The following is a 16447-nucleotide window of genomic DNA, read 5'->3' on the forward strand; positions in this document are numbered from 1 at the left end:
GTGTGACGTGTGGTAACTCCACCTTACCGATGAGCCCGGTGGCCACCGAGTTCGAAATCGCATGGGGTTGGGCATGCCCAACCCCATGCGATCACCTCAATCTACACCGGAAATTACACCACGAGCGCGGACGCTAACTTGAGCCGGGTAATTGTCCCCCTTCAGCGCACCTTGAAACTATATGTGCCGCTGACCGGCTGATGGTCATTGCCCATCACCGTCCATTGGAGATCATAGCTGCCGGTCGGCAGGGCGCGGGGCAGGGTGATGACCAGGCCCTTGCCGTCGGCGGCCGCGGCAGTGGTGAAGCCCTTGATCGGCATCGGCGGATGATCGGCCATGCCCGGCATGCCGGTCATGGTGAGCGTGATGCTGCTATGATCGGCCTGCAGCGCCTCGGAAAAGCCCAGGGTCAGCCGGGTCGGCTTGGCGACGCTGGCATTGGCGGCGGGACTGGCGGCAACGAGCTGCGGCCTGGCGAAGGCAGCGCCGGGCAGGGCGGTGAGGGCAAAGGCTGCGGCGATCAGGGATTTTTTGAACAGGGGCGGGCGGGGCATGGATGTCTCCGAAAAAATGCGCGTCTTGCAGGGGAATACGCATTGTCCTGTCGCATCCCTCACGGCCTAAGTTATTTTATTCGAGGGATGGGCCGGCCGGATGCGTATCGTCAGGCAGGACATGAAGGACGGGACGATGGACGATCTGGATGACATGCTGGCCGGGCTGCGCGACGCGCCGGCGGCGGCGCGCTTCGACGGGCTGGAGGCTGCGGTGATGCAGGGGCTGGACCGCCGCCGCGAACGCAGCGTCGCGCGGCGCAGCCTGATGCTGGCCGGCGTGATGGCGATCGGCATCGGCTGGATCGGCAGTAGCGTGCCCGCGCAGCCGGCGCAGGCGGCGCCCGGCCCGCTGCTGATCGGCATGTCCGACTATGCGCCCTCGCGCCTGCTGGAGCGATAGGCATGGGCAAACGCTATTGGCTGGTGGCGCTGGTCGCCTTTGCCGCGGCGCTGGCCGCCGTGCTGGTCGCACGCACCTGGCTCGCACCCGCGCCGCCGGTGGAGAATGAGGTGCATGCCCTGCTCCATGATCGGCTGACGCTGGATGCCGGCCAGAAGCAGCGCATCGCTGATCTGGAAGCCGCCTTCGCCCGGCGCAAGGCCGCGCTCGATGCGGAAATGCGCGCCGACAATCAGCGGTTGGCCGCCGCGATCGCCGCTGAACATGGCTATGGCCCGCGCGTCGCCCAGGCGGTCGACCGGTCGCACCAGGCAATGGGCGAATTGCAGAAGGAAACATTGAAGCACATCTTCGCGATGCGCGGCGTGCTGCGCCCCGATCAGGCCGCGCTGTTCGACGCGGCGGTGGTCAAGGCGCTGACCCAGCCCGTCGGGTGATAGCCGACGATCCCGATGATGCCACGCTGGCGGCGCAGGCGCTGGCCGGGCGGCAGGCGGCCTATGGCGCGCTGATGCGGCGGCACCGCGATGCCATCTATCGGCTGGCGCGCGGCCATGTCGGCGATGCCGACGCGGCAATGGACATCGTGCAGGAAAGCTTCGTCGCCGCCTTTGCCTCGCTCGCTCGCTATGATGGACGCCGGCCCTTTCGCGGCTGGATCGCGCGGATCACGATCAACAAATGCCATGACTGGGCGCGCCGCCGTGCCGTCCGTCGCTTCTTCAGCTTCGCCCGGCCGATCGAGGATGCGGCCCATGTCGCCGACGTGGCGCCCGATCCCGAACAGGCGGCCCAGTCCCGCGCCGGCGTCGCCCGGATCGAGGCGGCGGTAGCGGCGCTGCCGGTGGCGCTGCGCGAGGTGGTTTTGCTACGGGGGATCGAGGGCATGAGCCAGGCCGAGGTCGCGCAGATATTGGGCGTCACCGAAAAGGCGGTGGAAACCCGCCTCTATCGCGCCCGCAAGCAATTGCAGGAGATGTTGAGGGAAAGCGACGCGGCGCGCGTATAGAGGGGCATGATCGATCTGCCCTCCCTCCCTCTCGACCGCCGCAGCCTGATCCGGGGCGGCGCCGCGCTGGCGCTGGCACAGGCCTTGCCCGGCTGGGCCGCCACCGGCACACATGGCGTTGCCCAGGGCGCGCTGTCGGGCGAGACGATCGCGCTCGGCATTGGCGACGGGCATTTTGCGACCGGCGGCAGATCGGCGCATGGGATCAGCGTCAATGGCGGCACGCCCGCGCCGCTCATCCGCCTGCGCGAGGGTCAGAGTGTCAACATCGCCGTCACCAACCGGTTGAAGGAGGATAGCTCGATCCACTGGCACGGGCTGATCCTGCCCTTCCAGATGGATGGCGTGCCGGGCATCAGCTTTCCCGGCATCATGCCCGGTGAAACCTTCATTTATCGCTTTCCGGTGCGGCAGGCGGGCACCTACTGGTATCATAGCCATTCGGGCATGCAGGAGGCGATGGGCCTTTATGGGCCGATCATCATCGATCCCGCCGGCCCCGATCCGGTGGCCTATGACCGGGAGCATGTGATCCTGCTCGCCGACTGGAGCCCGGTCCATCCGCACAGGCTGCTGCAACGGCTCAAGCAGATGGGCGGCTATTACAACATGCAGCGCCAGACGCTGGCGGGGCTGCTGGCGGGGAAGGATCAGGGCCTCAAGGACCGGATCGACTGGGGCGCGATGCGCATGGACCCGACCGATATTTCCGACGTTACCGGCGCGACCTACAGCTATCTGGTGAACGGCATGGGCACGGCCGAGAACTGGACCGGCCTGTTCGCGCCGGGCGAGCGGGTGCGGCTGCGCATCATCAACGCGTCGGCGATGACCAATTTCAATGTTCGCCTGCCCGGCCTGTCGATGACCGTGGTCCAGTGCGACGGGCAGGATGTCCAGCCGGTCGAGACCGACGAGTTACAGATCGGCATTGCCGAAACCTATGATGTGATCGTCCAGCCCGGCGAGGCGAAGCCCTATGCGCTGATTGCAGAGGCGATCGACCGGTCGGGCCTGGTCCGCGCCACGCTGGCGCCGCAGATCGGCATGGTCGCGCCGGTGCCCGATCGGCGCGCCCGGCCGCTGCTGGGCATGAAGGACATGGGCATGGACATGGGCGGCATGGACATGGGCCATGGCGGCGTGATCGACCTCAGCCAGCCGGCCAATGACGCCATGACGGGGCATAGCATGAAGATGCGCGACAAGTCGGTCGCGCCGGGCGTGAAAATGGGGCCGGGCGTCGCCACCCTGTCGCCGATGCCGGCCGATCGCACCGTTGACCGGCCGACGGGGCTGGAGGATGTCGACCATCGGGTGCTGACCTATGCCGATCTGCGGTCGCTGACGCCGAACACGGACCTGCGCACGCCGACCCGGTCGCTCGACATCCATCTGACCGCGAACATGGAACGCTATATGTGGTCGTTCGATGGGGTGAAGCTGTCGGAAGGGGCCGAGCCGATCGCCTTCCGTCATATGGAACGGGTGCGCGTGACCCTGATCAACGACACGATGATGCCGCATCCCATCCATCTGCATGGTCATTTCTTCGAACTGGTGACCGGCGCGGCTGCGCATAATCCGCGCAAGCATACGGTGAATGTGCTGCCGGGCGGCAAGGTCAGTTTCGACTTCACCGCCGATGCGCTGGGCGACTGGGCCTTCCACTGCCATATGCTGATGCACATGCATGCCGGGATGATGCGGGTCGTGACGGTGCGCCATGGGGAGGATGCAGCATGAAGCTGATCGCGCTCCTGCTGCTCGCCGCCGCTGCGCCGGTGCAGGCCCAGACCATGGACCATGGCGCGATGGGCCACAGTATGCCCACCACCGATGCTGCGATCCCACAGGGCACGGCCCCGCCGGTGCCGACCGATCATGCCGCCGACGCGCTCTATGACCGCGCTGCCATGGCCCGCGCCCGCGCGGCGATGATCGCGGAAGGGGGCGGCATGACCTATTCGCAATGGATGCTCGATCGGCTGGAATATCGCGCCGGCAAGGGCGCGGATGGCTATGCTTGGGAAGGCGAGGGCTGGATCGGCGGCGACATCAACCGCTTCGCGGTCAAGAGCGAAGGCGAGGGGACGTTCGGCGGATCGCTCGAACGGGCCGAGGTTCAGGCGCTCTACAGCCGGGCGATCGACCCCTGGTTCAACCTGCAGGCGGGCGTGCGGCAGGATTTCGGCGAAGGGCCGGAGCGCAGCTATGCGGTGATCGGCATCGATGGCCTGGCGCCCTATTGGTTCGAGGTCGGGGCCGAAGCCTTTCTGTCGACCAGGGGCGACGCCCATCTGCGGCTGGAGGCGAGCTATGACCAGCGCATCATCCAGCGGCTGATCCTGCAGCCCGCCGCCGAGTTCAATCTGGCGGCGCAACATGTGCCCGAACTGGGGATCGGCGCCGGCCCGTCCGATATCGAGCTGGGGCTGCGGCTGCGCTACGAGATCGCTCGCGAATTCGCGCCCTATGTCGGCGTCAATTGGGAGCGCAAGCTGGGCGACACGGCCGATTATGCCCGTGCCGCCGGCGATAAGCCATCCGCCACCAGCCTGGTCATCGGCCTGCGCGCCTGGTTTTGAGACCGGCTTGCAGCCCGCCTGATATTCGATTATCGATCCCGCCGATCCTGCGCCGCACGGCATGGGATCATGATCGCGCCGGTGTCCCGAAAGGGGCTTAATAGGGAATGCGGTGCGGATGGCCCTCTCATGCAGGGTGTCGTCCAAATCCGCAGCTGTCCCTGCAACTGTAAGCGGTGAGCGCGATGCATATGTGCGGACGGCAGAATGACCGATCCGCCAGCCACTGGGCCGGACGCTAAATCCTGCGAGGCCTGGGAAGGCCGTGCATCAAGCGATGACCCGTGAGCCAGGAGACCTGCCGGCGTCTGGTCGCTCTTGCCTTGGTCCAGGGGATGGCCGCGGCACGGTAACTTCCGTCTGAGCGACGAACGAGCGGCTGGGGCCGCTGCGACGACGCGCGTCGGTTGCCCTTGGGCGCCCGGCCGGCGCGTGTGTCGGACGTTCGCGCGCGTGCCGCTCGTGAAGGTTGCCCCCGCCCGTCGAACGCGGCGCCGGATGGGGGAATAAATGAAGTCCATTATCGTTTCGCGGGCCGCCCTGGCCCTTTCGCTTGCCTTTGCCTCGCCGGCTCTGGCCGATGAGGCGGAGGGCGACAGCATCGTCGTCACCGGCACCAGCCTGGAAGAGACGCTGCCGCAGCAACTGTCGCGCTATGGCCATGCCATCGAGATCGTCACCGACACGCAGATCCGCGATGCCGCCGCGATCGACACCGCCCGCGCTCTGGAAGCGGTGCCGGGCCTGTTCATCCGGTCGCAGTCCGGGCCGTTCAGCTATGTCGACATTGCGCTGCAGGGTTCGCGCACCAAGGATGTGCTGTGGACGATGGACGGCATCCGCCTCAACAACCGCCTCTATGGCGGCACCTCGCCCAACGACACTATGGCCGCCAGCATGATCGAGCGGATCGAGGTGCTGAAAGGCGGCGAAAGCCTGTTCTACGGCACCCAGGCGGCGGCCGGTGTCATCAATGTCGTCACCCGCGACTTCAGCGATGATCTGGGCGGCCAAGTCAATGCCAGCCTCGACAGCTTTGCCGGCACTAGCCTGGATGGCTATGTTCGCGGCGCGATCGGCCAGCATCGCTTCGTGGTCTGGGCCAATCGCAGCCAGTCGGACGGCTATCGCCCTTATGACGTGATGCAGCCCAGCGCCACCGATCGCGCGCGCGGCTATGACCTCTGGTCGGCGGGCATCAAATATCAATATGATATCGCGCCGGACCTGCGCCTCAACGCGCTCTACCAGCATACCAAGGCCGATCTCGACAATATCAGCGCGACCCGGACCAAACAGAGCCGCAACGACCGCAACGAGGAAGTGGCCAGCCTGCGGCTCGACTATACCGGCGAGGATGGCGTGCAATTCTTCCTCAAGGGCTATTTCCACGACTGGAAGACTGCCTATGTCCAGATCCGCAACCCCGTGCCCGCGGGCCCGCCGCAGGTCATCTACCCGGCCGGCACCTTCTGGGGCTATCAGGATTATGGCGGCAGCGCGGTGGTGCAGCTCAACATGCTGCGCGGCATCGACACGCTGATCGGCTATGATTTCCAGAGCTTCAACGGCCGCGACGACGTCCTGCTGATCGCGCCGACCGATGAACAGGTCCATGCCGGCATCTTCCAGTTGCGCACCAATGACGAATTGTCGAGCAAGGGGCGGATCGCGGCGGGCCTGCGCTACAACAAGGCGAAGGGATCGGAAAAGACGATCTGGAACGTCTCGGGTCGCTATGATGTCAGCGACGCGCTGTTCGTGGAGGCCAATGGCGGCACCTCCTTCGTGCTGCCCGACGCCTCGCAGCTTTATGGCAATGATCCCTGTTGCGAGGTCGGCAACCCGAACCTGAAGCCCGAGGAGAGCCTGAACCTCAACGCCGCGCTGGGCGGCGCGCTGGCCGGCGGAGCGATCCGCTGGAAAGCGACCTATTTCAACCGGCGCATCACCGATCTGATCGACACGACCTATGATGATCCGGCCTTTCCCGACGGCACCTATATCAACGTTCGCGACAAGGTGCGGGCCGAAGGCGCCGAGCTGGAGCTGAATGCGGACCTGACCGGTGGCTGGGGCCTGTCGGCCAGCTACACCTGGTCGCGCGTCCGCAATCAGGGCAGTTCGGTGCAGCGCGATCGCAATCCGGAACAATATGGCCGCGCCGCGATCGTCTATGCGCCGGAAGCCAGCCGCTTCGGCGCCAATCTGTCGGCCAATTGGGTGGGCGATGTCTGGTCGACCGCATCGGGCTTTGGCCGGATGAACTATGGCAATTATGCCGTGGTCGATGCGGGTGCGCATCTGTGGCTGGACCAGGCGCGGCGCAACCGGTTCGGCGTCAATGTCGAGAATCTGTTCGACCGCGACTATGCCTCCACCGGCTATCGCTCGGCGGTCAGTGACGCAGGGGTATTGGATGGCAGCAACAGCCGCTTCCTCTACTTCTACCGGGGCGTGCCGCGCACGCTGCGGGTCAGCTATGGCCTGAGCTTCTGACCATGTTGCGGCCGGTCCTGCTGCTGCATCGCTGGCTGGGCATCATCATCGGCGCGGTCATGACGCTGTGGTGCCTGTCCGGCTTCGTGATGCTCTATGTCGACTATCCGCGCCTGACACCGGCCGCGCAGCTTGGGGGGCTCACGCCCCTCAAGCTGTCGGCCGGGCAGGCAGGGATGTTGCCCGACGCCATGATGCTGTCCGCCGCCCGGATCGAGATGATGGCGGGGCGGCCTGTGCTGCGGGTCACCCCCGCGCTCGATCCGACGCGCACCATCCCGCAGATGCGGGTCTCCGCCGGCACCCATGACTGGGCGTCGGGGAAACCGGTCGAGCAGGTCGATCCGCAAAATATCCACAGGATCGCGCGCGAATTCGGCCGCAACAGCGCCATTGCGGGCCCGCCAGAGCGGATCGCGCAGACGGAGATGGACCAGTGGACGGTCCAGACCTTCCGCCGTAATGCGCCGCTCTACCGCGTCGATTATGCCGATGCGGCCGGGACGCAGGCCTATGTCTCGGGCAGGAGCGGGGAGGTGGTGCAGCTGACCACCCGCTTCCAGCGCTTCTGGGGCTGGCTCGGCGCGGTGCCGCACTGGCTCTATCCCACGATCCTGCGACAGGATGGCGCGCTGTGGAGCCAGGTCGTCATCTGGACCTCGCTGATCGGCTGCTTCCTGACGATCACCGGCCTGTGGGTCGGCATCGCCCGGTTGCGCCGGCGCCGCGACGGCAGCATCGGATCGCCCTATCGGGGCCTGTGGTGGTGGCATCATATGGCCGGGCTGTTCTTCGGCATAGTGACGCTGACCTGGGTAGCGAGCGGGCTGCTGTCGATGAACCCCTGGGGGCTGCTGGACAGCGAGGCGATGATGACGCAGCGCCAGCGGCTGAACGGCGACTTCGCCTGGGGCGATGCGCGCCGAGCGATCGCGGCGCTGCCTGCCTTGCCGACGGGTATCGTTCGGCTGGAAGCAGTGCCCTTTGCTGGTGCCGTCCATCTGGTGGCGATCGATCGGGCTGGCAAGGCGCAGCGTTTCGACGCTGCTGGCCGGCCTGCCACTTTGTCGGAAGCGGGCTTGCGCGCGGCGCTCCATGACGGTCCGGCGATTGGCTCGATCGTCCTGCTGCGGCAGGAAGACGCTTATTATTATGGTCACAAGGCCAGCGTCGCCCTGCCGGTGTGGCGTGTCATCCTGGCCGATGAGCAGGCGACACGCCTCTATGTCGATCCGGCATCGGGCCGCCTGATCCGCGCCTTCGACCGCAACGGCCGCGCCTTCCGCTGGCTGCAGGACGGGCTGCACCGGCTCGACTTCCCGCTGCTGCGCACCCGTCCCTGGTGGGATCTGGTCGTCCTGCCGCTGCTCGCCATGGTCACGCTCGTCTGCGGGACGGGGACATGGATGGGCCTTTCCAAGCTGCGGCGCGACCTGCGCCGCGTCCGCAATCGCCGGCGGCGCGCCCGCGCCGTGCGGCCCCTGATCGGAGAAACCGCATGACCGCCACCCCTTTGCAGGCGTCGCTTCGGCGACGCAGCGTGCCGCTGATCGCGGCGCTCGTCCTTGCCAATCTGGCCGTCTGGGGCTGGGCCTTCGCCCTGTTCGGCGACCGACCGGTGATGATGGGCACGGCCCTGCTCGCCTGGGGCCTTGGCCTGCGCCATGCGGTCGATGCCGATCATATTGCCGCGATCGACAATGTGACGCGCAAGCTGATGCAGGATGGGCAACGGCCGCTGACCGTGGGCCTTTGGTTCGCGATCGGCCATAGCGCGATCGTGCTGATCGCCGCGCTGGGCCTCGCCTATGCGGTCAGTGCGCTGGCCGGGCTGGAGCGGTTCCGTGCGGCCGGGGGCGTTGTGGCGACGCTGATCTCCGCCACCTTCCTGTTCGCCATCGCGATCATGAACCTCGTGATCCTGCGCCAGGTCTGGGCGACCTTCCGCCGGGTGCAGGCGGGCGGCACCTATGTCGAGGCGGATCTCGACATGCTGACCGGCGGGCGCGGGCCGCTGTCGCGCCTGTTCCGCCCGGTCTTCCGCCTGATCTCGCGCCCCTGGCAGATGGCGCCGCTCGGCTTCCTCTTTGGCCTGGGCTTCGACACCGCGACCGAAGTCGCGATCCTGGGCCTGTCCGCCGCGCAGGCGAGCGACGGCTTCGCGCTCGGCCCGGTGCTGGTGCTGCCCCTAATGTTCGCGGCGGGCATGGCGCTGGTCGATACGGTCGACGGCATGCTGATGATGGGCGCCTATCAATGGGCGTTCGTGAAGCCGCTGCGCAAGCTCTACTACAACATCGTCATCACCGCCTTGTCGGCAGCGGTGGCGATCGGCATCGGCACGATCGAGACGCTGGCGCTGCTCGGTGACAAGCTGGGGCTCTCCGGCGGCATCTGGGATATTGCCGCCACGCTGGGCGAGCATTTCAATGATCTGGGCTTTGCGATCATCGGCCTGTTCATCGCCTGCTGGATCGCCAGCGCGCTCTTCTATCGCTGGAAGGGCTATGACGCGATCGAACTGACCCCGGCGGGCGAGGTACGCGCCTAACCTATGCCGTTCGCTTCGAGCCTGTCGAGAAGCCTATGTGCAGCGTTTCTCGACAAGCTCGCAACGAACGGGGGAGGAGCAGTGGTCCGGCTCAGCCTTCGCGCGCGACCTGGAAGCCGGCGAAGGACTGGCTCACCGGCATCAGTTCCAGCGTGTTGATGTTGAGATGCGCGGGCTGGTTCGCGACCCAGAGCAGGGTGGCGGCGATGTCGTCCGCCGTCATCGGATTGGCATTGCCGTAAAGGGTGTCGGACGCCTGCTGGCTGCCGGTGCGGACCAGCGTGAATTCGGTCTCCACCATCCCCGGCTCGATCGATGTGACGCGCACGCCGGTGCCGTGCAGGTCCGACCGCAGGCCGAGCGAGAATTGGCGCACGAACGCCTTGGTGCCGCCATAGACATTGCCGCCGGTGTAGGGATAGGTCGCCGCCACCGAGCTCAGATTGATGATCCCGCCTTTGCGCGCGACCAGGCCGGGCAACAGCTTGTGGGTGACGGTGACGAGACCGGTGATGTTGGTCTCGATCATCTGCTGCCACTGGGCGAGGTCGGCCGACTGGGCCGGCGCGGTGCCGAGCGCCAGGCCGGCATTGTTGACCAGCATGTCGATCGCACGGAAAGCTTCGGGCAGGGACGCCAGCGCCGCATCGATCGCGGCTTCGTCGCGCATGTCGAATATCAGCGGGCAGAAGGCGTCACCGATTTCGGCGGCCAGCTTTTCCAGCCGATCGGCGCGGCGGCCGGTGCCGATCACCTGCCAGCCATCGGCGGCAAAGGCGCGGACGGTGGCTTCGCCGATGCCGGCGGTGGCGCCGGTGATGAGGACGGTCTTGGTCATGTCGGTCTCCTATCCGCTGTTGGCGGTCGCCTTAGAGCCTGTTTGAAAAATCGCGAAAGAGCGATTTTTCGTTACGGTTCCAGCCCGCTCCCCCGCCCAACCACCCGACAGGATGACACTGGATCGGGTGGTTGGGCGGGGAAGTGGGCTGGAACCGGCTTTCTAAAACAGTCTCTTAGCGAGATCAGGCTGCCCCGCCCAGCGCCTTTACCAGTGCGACGCTGGCGCGCATCCGCTGGGTCTGGGCGATCAGCACCGCGCGCTGGGCGTCCAGTGCATCGGTCTGGGCCGTCACCACCTCCAGATAGTCCGACGCGCCGTCGCGATAGCGGGTGAGCGCCAGATCGCTGGTGCGCTGCGCGGCGTCGGCGGCGCTGCGCTGATGGCCAATCTGGTCGGACAGGTGATGATTGGCGGCAACCGCATCCTCGACCTGGCGGAAGGCGGTCAGCACCGTGTCGCGATAGCCGGCGGCCAGTTCCTCATATTGCGCGCGTGACATCTTCACCTGTGCGCGGCGCTTGCCGCCGTCGAACAGGTTGAGCAGCGCCGATGCCGGGCCCAGGCCCCAGAAGCTGTTGGGCGTGGAGAACAGGTCGCCATGGGTGGTTTCCCACCCGCCGGTCAGGCCCAGCGTCAGCGTCGGGAAGAAGGCGGCCTTGGCAACGCCGATGCGCGCATTGGCGGCGAACATGCGCCGTTCGGCCGCCGCGATGTCGGGTCGGCGCTCCAGCAGTTGCGAGGGCGCGCCGGTCGGCACGTCCGGCGCGGCGAGCGGCTGGGTGCGCGCGGCGATGCTGAAGTCCGACGCGATCGCGCCGACCAGCGCGGCGATCTCATGCTCGGTCGCGGCGCGTTCATTGGCGATGGAGGAGATGTCCGCCTTCGCATTGTCCAGCACCGTCTTGGCGCGATTGACGTCGATGCCCGACGACACGCCGCCCTTGTGGCGCCGGTCGGTCAGGTCATAGGCCTTGCCGAAGGCTTCGACCGTCTGGTGCAGCAGTTCCGCCTGCGCATCCAGCCCGCGCAGCCGCGCATAGGCATCGGCGACGGCGGCCTGCAGGCTGAGCCGGGCGGAGGCGAGATCGGCATTGCTGGCGTCGGCATCGGCCCGCGCCGCCTTCACACTGTTGCGGATGCGGCCCCACAGGTCGAGTTCATAGTCGAGGCTGCCGCCCACCACATAGTCATTATAGGTGACGGCGCTGCCATTGCCCTGGAAACGATTGCCCGACACGCGGCGACGGCCGGCATCGGCGCCGGCACTGATCTGCGGGAACAGGTCGGCATTTTCCACCCGCGCGGCGGCGCGCGCCTGGTCATAGCGGGCCAGCGCAGCAGCCAAAGTCGGGCTGGCCTGCTCGGCGCGGGTTTCCAGGTCATTGAGGACGGGATCGTTGAACGCCTCCCACCAATTGCCGCGCGGCGTAGCGTCGGCCGGCTGGGCGGCGGTCCAGCCCGCCACTTCCTTGTAGGCGGCGGGGGCGCTGGTCTGGGGCGGCTGATAGGCCGGCGCCATCGAGCAGCCGGCCAGCAAGGCCGCCGCCAATGTCACGCCCGCGCCGCCGATCCGGCGGTCAGCGCGCATGCGTCGCGCCCTTTCCGCCGGCGGGCGCCGACGCTTGCACCTTCACCGTGTCGCCGGTGCGGATCGCATCGGGCGGGGTGTCGACGATCCGGTCATTGGGGCTGAGACCGCTGGCGATCTGCACAGTGGCGCCCTCGTCGCGCGAAATGGCGACCGACTTCATGGTGACGCGATTGTCTGCGCCCACCACGGCGACGCTGGGGCCATTATTGCTGTAGAGGATCGCGCTGCCCGGCAGGGTCATGCCATTGCCCTGGCCGGCGCCGACCTTGAAGCTGACCTGCGCGAAGGCGCCGGGCTTCAATGCGCCATCTGGATTTTCCGCCTGCAGCTGGACCAGTACCGCGCCGGACTGCGCATCGACCGCGCCCGAACTGCTGGTCAGGGTCGCGTTGAAGCTGCGGCCGGGATATTCGGGCAGGGTCAGCGTGGCGCCCATGCCCGGCCGGACCGAAGCCGAATAGCCCTGCGGCACGCGGACATAGATGCGCATGCGATGGATGTCGGACACGGTGAACAAAGGCTGGGCGGCGGCATTGCCGGACACCACCAGCGCGCCGATCTGGGCCGAACGGCTGGTGACGACGCCGTCGAACGGGGCGGCGAGGCGGGTGAAGCCCTGCTGGGCCTTCAGCCGCTTGACGTTGGCGAGCGCCGCGTTGGAGACGGCGGTGCGGGCGGCGAGATCGCCGGCCTTCTCGTCGGCCTCCTGACGCGAGACGGCGTCCTGCGCCAGCATCGCGCTCCACCGCTTCGATGTGGTTTCGGCGAGGCGCTGGTTGGCCAGCGCGGTCTGATAATCGGCCAGCGCGGCGGCGACCTGCTGGTCGAGATCGGGCGCGTCGAGCACGGCAAGCGGCTGGCCCGCGCGCACCCGGTCGCCGATATCGGCCAGCCAGCGGCGGACATAGCCATTGGTGCGGGCATAGATGGCGGCGCTGTTATAGGCCTGCACATTGCCGGGCAGGACCAGGTCGTTGCCCTCGCCATTCACCGTCGGCTTCACGACCGCGACGGTCGGCACCGATGCGTCGGCGGCGGTTTCGCGCAGTTCGTTGGTGGCGCTGATGCGCGAGGCGACGCCCACGCCGACCACGGCGAGCGCGACCACGGCCGCGCCGATGCCGATCTTCTTCAGCGTGCCGCTGTCGGGGCCGGCCTGCTCGGGATTTTCGATGCTGTTATGGTCAGACATGGCTCGGCTGCATTTCCATGTTGTTGGCCTTCGCAGCCTTGCGGCCGTGGACGAAGGCGAAGACGGTGGGGACGAAGAAGAGGGTGGCGATGGTGGCGCAGATCAGGCCGCCGACGACGGCGCGGCCCAGCGGGGCATTTTGTTCGCCGCCTTCGCCCAGGCCGAGAGCCATCGGACCCATGCCGATGATCATGGCGAGCGCGGTCATCAGCACCGGGCGGAAGCGGACCATGCCGGCTTCCAGCGCGGCCTTGGTCGCGTCGCCCAGTTCGGCGAGCCGTTCGCGGGCGAAGCTGACGACCAGGATCGAGTTGGCGGTCGCCACGCCCATGCACATGATCGCGCCGGTCAGCGCCGGTACCGACAGGGTGGTGCCGGTCATGAACAGCATCCAGATGATGCCGGCCAGCGCCGCGGGCAGGGCGGTGATGATGACGAACGGATCGACCCAGCTCTGGAAGTTGACGACGATCAGCAGGTAGATGAGCACGATCGCGCCGGCGAGGCCGAAGCCAAGGCCCGAGAAGGCGGTGTTCATCGTCGCATATTGGCCGCGAATGGTGATGGTGGCGCCCTTGGGCTCCTCCGCCTTCAGCGACTTGATCGCCCGATCGATATCGCCCGCCACCGCGCCCAGGTCACGGCCCTGCGTGGTGGCGAAGATGTCGAGCACCGGCGCGATATTATAGTGCGACACGACCGGCACGGTGTTGGAGCGGACGATGGTGGCAAGGCCGCCCAGCGGCTGCACCGCGCTGGCACCGGCACCCGACACCGGCACGTTGGACAGGTCGCTCATCGACCCGACCAGATATTCGGGTGCCTGCGCGACGACCGGATATTGGACGCCATTCTGCGGGTTCACGAAGAAGACCGGCGCGGTCTGCGAGGTGCCGGCCAGCGAGCTGGCAAGGCTGGTGGTCACGTCCCGTTCGGTCAGGCCATATTGGCCGACGCGGGAGCGATCGACATCGACGTCCAGCTGCGGCGCCCGGCCGGGCTGCTGGATGCGGGCGTCGGCCAGGCCCGGTATGGTGGTGATCTTCGCCAGCAGCTTCTGCGCATAGGCGCGGTTCGCCTCCGCATCCTTGCCCGCGATCTGGATGTCGATCGGCGCGGGCGCGCCAAAGTTCAGGATCTGGCTGGTGATGTCGGCGGGCAGGAAGGCGAAGGTCGTGCCGGGGAAGCGGCGCGGCAGTTCACGGCGCAGCTGCGAGACGAACTCGTCGGTCGGACGATGGCCCTTGTTGAGCGCGATCAGCATGTCGCCGTCCTGCGGACCGATGGTGCCGCTGTTGTTGTAGACGGTGTTGATGGAGCTGACCGGCAGACCGATATTGTCGGTGATCGATCCCAGCTGGTCGGCCGGGATGATCTTGCGCACTTCGCGTCCGATCTGGTCGAAGCGGGCGGCCGTATCCTCGATCCGGGCGCCGACCGGCACGCGGATATGCATGGCGATCTGGCCGGAATCGACCGAGGGGAAGAAGTTGCTGCCCAGGAACGGCAACAGGCCGAAGGACAGCACCACGACGGCCATGAAGCCGATCAGGAAGGGCTTGCGGGCGCCCAGCGCGCGGTGAAGCATCCCGACATAGGAGGTGCGGACCTTCTCGAACCGATATTCGAAGCCGCGCTGGAAACGGACGAACGGGTTCCTCGACGTCGCCGTGCCGGCCAGATGCTCGTCCTCGTCACCGACATGGTGCGGTTTCAGCAGATACATCGCCATGGTCGGCACCAGCGTGCGCGACAGGATGAACGACGCGATCATCGCGAACACCACCGATAGCGCCATCGGCACGAACAGGAAGCCGGCAACGCCGGGCAGGAAGAACATCGGCACGAACACGATGCAGATGCAGAGCAGCGAGACGAAGGCCGGCGTAACGATCTGTGCCGCGCCGTCCAGGATCGCCTCGATCACGCCCTTGCCCTGTTCCAGGTGCCAGTTGATATTCTCGATCGTCACGGTCGCGTCGTCGACCAGGATGCCGACCGCCAGGGCGAGGCCGCCCAGCGTCATGACGTTGAGGGTCTGGCCGAACATCGCCAGTGCCGCGATCGCCGCCAGAATGGCGAGCGGGATCGACAGCGCGATGATGACGGTCGAGCGCCAGCTGCCCAGGAACAGCAGGATCATCAGCGAGGTGAGGGCGGCGGCGATCGCGCCTTCATGGATGACGCCCTCGACCGCCGCCTTCACGAACAGCGACTGGTCGCCGATCGGCAGGATCTTGAGCGTGTCGGGCAGGGTAGCCGAAATCTTCGGCAGCGCCTGCTTCACCCCGTCGACGATGGCGAGGGTGGAGGTGCTGCCGTTTTTCAGCACGGTCAGCAGCGCGGAACGGCTGCCTTCCACATGGACGATATTCTGCTGCGGACCGGCGCCGTCGCGGACATAGGCGACGTCGCGCATGTAGATGGTCGCGCCGTTCACCACCTTGACCGGCAGGTCGTTGAGCGCGGCGATCGATTCCGGCGCATTGTTCAGGCGGACGCTATATTGGGTCGCGCCGATCTTGACGAAGCCGGCCGGGTTGATCTGGTTCTGCGCGGCGATGGCGTTGCCGACATCCTGCGCCGACAGCCCCTTGGACTGGAGCGCCAGCGGATTGAGATCGATCTGCACCTGGCGCTGCTTGCCGCCCGAGGGGAAGGGCATGGCGAGGCCGGGGATGGTCACCAGCTGCGGCCGGATCTGGTTCTGGCCAAGGTCGAACAATTGCTGTTCCGACAGGCCCTTGCCCGACAAAGCGAGCTGCAGGATCGGCACCGTCGATGCGCTGTAGTTCAGGATCAGCGGCGGGGTGACGCCCGGCGGCATCTGGCGCAGCACGGTTTGCGAGATCGACGTCACCTGCGCAGTGGCGGTGCGGATGTCGGCGCCGGGCTGGAAATAGATCTTGATGACGCCAATGCCCTGCAGCGACTGGCTTTCGATATGTTCGATATCGTTGACTGTGGTGGTCAGCACGCGCTCATAGGGGCCGACGATGCGGCCCGACATGTCCTCGGGCGACAGGCCGGCATATTGGAAGGCGACCGCGATCACCGGGATGCGGATATTGGGGAACATGTCGACCGGGGTGCGCGCGGCGGACAGGATGCCCACGATCGCGATCAGGATCGCCATGACAATGAAGGTCAGCGGGCGATGCAGGGCAACCTTGACGATACCGATCATTCACGACTCCCGGCGCATCTCCCGGCGGA

13 protein-coding genes and 1 riboswitch are annotated in these 16447 nt (G+C 66.8%); of the genes, 8 read left to right on the top strand and 5 right to left on the bottom strand.

The genetic code is table 11. The features are described from left to right. Positions 1-161: 161 nt before the first annotated feature. A complete protein-coding gene (locus AC13EK_RS08225) occupies positions 162-557 on the bottom strand; it encodes a copper resistance protein CopC (RefSeq protein ID WP_069337994.1) in 396 nt (131 codons plus the stop codon). Positions 558-657: 100 nt separating this feature from the next. Between AC13EK_RS08225 and AC13EK_RS08230 the strand changes: the two genes are divergently transcribed. The 8 genes from AC13EK_RS08230 to AC13EK_RS08265 all read left to right on the top strand — a co-directional run bounded on the left by AC13EK_RS08230 (position 658) and on the right by AC13EK_RS08265 (position 9607). Next, entirely contained in the window at positions 658-960 is a 303-nt protein-coding gene (locus AC13EK_RS08230) for a hypothetical protein (protein ID WP_017500954.1), read from the top strand. A gap of 2 nt (positions 961-962) precedes the next feature. Then, positions 963-1397 carry a periplasmic heavy metal sensor gene (locus AC13EK_RS08235; protein WP_069337993.1) on the top strand — a complete coding sequence of 145 codons (435 nt, stop codon included), beginning with the start codon at positions 963-965 and terminating at the stop codon, positions 1395-1397. Next, positions 1394-1969, top strand: a complete 576-nt coding sequence (locus tag AC13EK_RS08240) for an RNA polymerase sigma factor (protein ID WP_069337992.1) — start codon at positions 1394-1396, stop codon at positions 1967-1969. Before AC13EK_RS08235 ends, AC13EK_RS08240 begins: the two co-directional genes overlap by 4 nt. Positions 1970-1975: 6 nt before the next feature. Continuing rightward, the gene (locus tag AC13EK_RS08245; RefSeq protein WP_069337991.1) at positions 1976-3715 is read left to right on the top strand and encodes a copper resistance system multicopper oxidase; all 1740 of its coding nucleotides are present in this window, start codon (positions 1976-1978) and stop codon (positions 3713-3715) included. Further along, a complete protein-coding gene (locus tag AC13EK_RS08250) occupies positions 3712-4557 on the top strand; it encodes a copper resistance protein B (RefSeq protein ID WP_069337990.1) in 846 nt (281 codons plus the stop codon). The genes AC13EK_RS08245 and AC13EK_RS08250 overlap by 4 nt, the downstream gene beginning before the upstream one ends. Before the next feature lie 62 nt (positions 4558-4619). Next, positions 4620-4877, top strand: a riboswitch (cobalamin riboswitch). 190 nt (positions 4878-5067) lie between these two features. Further along, the gene (locus tag AC13EK_RS08255; RefSeq protein ID WP_069337989.1) at positions 5068-7056 is read left to right on the top strand and encodes a TonB-dependent receptor plug domain-containing protein; all 1989 of its coding nucleotides are present in this window, start codon (positions 5068-5070) and stop codon (positions 7054-7056) included. Positions 7057-7058: 2 nt separating this feature from the next. Further along, positions 7059-8558, top strand: coding sequence for a PepSY domain-containing protein (locus tag AC13EK_RS08260; RefSeq protein ID WP_069337988.1), 1500 nt, complete (start codon positions 7059-7061; stop codon positions 8556-8558). Beyond that, entirely contained in the window at positions 8555-9607 is a 1053-nt protein-coding gene (locus AC13EK_RS08265) for a HoxN/HupN/NixA family nickel/cobalt transporter (RefSeq protein ID WP_069337987.1), read from the top strand. Before AC13EK_RS08260 ends, AC13EK_RS08265 begins: the two co-directional genes overlap by 4 nt. A 91-nt stretch (positions 9608-9698) precedes the next feature. On the opposite strand, the gene AC13EK_RS08270 is transcribed toward AC13EK_RS08265, so the two are convergent. From AC13EK_RS08270 to AC13EK_RS08285, 4 genes are all read right to left on the bottom strand, one after another. Beyond that, positions 9699-10445: an SDR family NAD(P)-dependent oxidoreductase gene (locus AC13EK_RS08270; protein WP_069337986.1), complete on the bottom strand. Its 747-nt coding sequence runs from the start codon at positions 10443-10445 to the stop codon at positions 9699-9701. A 184-nt stretch (positions 10446-10629) separates the two neighbouring features. After that, positions 10630-12036 carry an efflux transporter outer membrane subunit gene (locus tag AC13EK_RS08275; RefSeq protein WP_069337985.1) on the bottom strand — a complete coding sequence of 469 codons (1407 nt, stop codon included), beginning with the start codon at positions 12034-12036 and terminating at the stop codon, positions 10630-10632. Beyond that, positions 12026-13231: an efflux RND transporter periplasmic adaptor subunit gene (locus AC13EK_RS08280; RefSeq protein ID WP_069337984.1), complete on the bottom strand. Its 1206-nt coding sequence runs from the start codon at positions 13229-13231 to the stop codon at positions 12026-12028. The genes AC13EK_RS08275 and AC13EK_RS08280 overlap by 11 nt, the downstream gene beginning before the upstream one ends. Then, positions 13224-16418, bottom strand: coding sequence for an efflux RND transporter permease subunit (locus AC13EK_RS08285; protein WP_048937424.1), 3195 nt, complete (start codon positions 16416-16418; stop codon positions 13224-13226). The genes AC13EK_RS08280 and AC13EK_RS08285 overlap by 8 nt, the downstream gene beginning before the upstream one ends. Positions 16419-16447 lie beyond the last annotated feature (29 nt).

The sequence above is a fragment of the Sphingobium sp. L-44 genome (genome assembly GCF_056859495.1).

Excerpts from the sequence above, each read along its gene's own strand:
- AC13EK_RS08275 (WP_069337985.1), bottom strand. The coding sequence starts at position 12,036 with ATGCGCGCTGACCGCCGGATCGGCGGCGCGGGCGTGACATTGGCGGCG.
- AC13EK_RS08225 (WP_069337994.1), bottom strand. The coding sequence starts at position 557 with ATGCCCCGCCCGCCCCTGTTCAAAAAATCCCTGATCGCCGCAGCCTTT.
- AC13EK_RS08280 (WP_069337984.1), bottom strand. The coding sequence starts at position 13,231 with ATGTCTGACCATAACAGCATCGAAAATCCCGAGCAGGCCGGCCCCGAC.
- AC13EK_RS08270 (WP_069337986.1), bottom strand. The coding sequence starts at position 10,445 with ATGACCAAGACCGTCCTCATCACCGGCGCCACCGCCGGCATCGGCGAA.
- AC13EK_RS08245 (WP_069337991.1), top strand. The coding sequence starts at position 1,976 with ATGATCGATCTGCCCTCCCTCCCTCTCGACCGCCGCAGCCTGATCCGG.
- AC13EK_RS08250 (WP_069337990.1), top strand. The coding sequence starts at position 3,712 with ATGAAGCTGATCGCGCTCCTGCTGCTCGCCGCCGCTGCGCCGGTGCAG.
- AC13EK_RS08255 (WP_069337989.1), top strand. The coding sequence starts at position 5,068 with ATGAAGTCCATTATCGTTTCGCGGGCCGCCCTGGCCCTTTCGCTTGCC.
- AC13EK_RS08265 (WP_069337987.1), top strand. The coding sequence starts at position 8,555 with ATGACCGCCACCCCTTTGCAGGCGTCGCTTCGGCGACGCAGCGTGCCG.
- AC13EK_RS08230 (WP_017500954.1), top strand. The coding sequence starts at position 658 with ATGCGTATCGTCAGGCAGGACATGAAGGACGGGACGATGGACGATCTG.
- AC13EK_RS08285 (WP_048937424.1), bottom strand. The coding sequence starts at position 16,418 with ATGATCGGTATCGTCAAGGTTGCCCTGCATCGCCCGCTGACCTTCATT.
- AC13EK_RS08235 (WP_069337993.1), top strand. The coding sequence starts at position 963 with ATGGGCAAACGCTATTGGCTGGTGGCGCTGGTCGCCTTTGCCGCGGCG.
- AC13EK_RS08260 (WP_069337988.1), top strand. The coding sequence starts at position 7,059 with ATGTTGCGGCCGGTCCTGCTGCTGCATCGCTGGCTGGGCATCATCATC.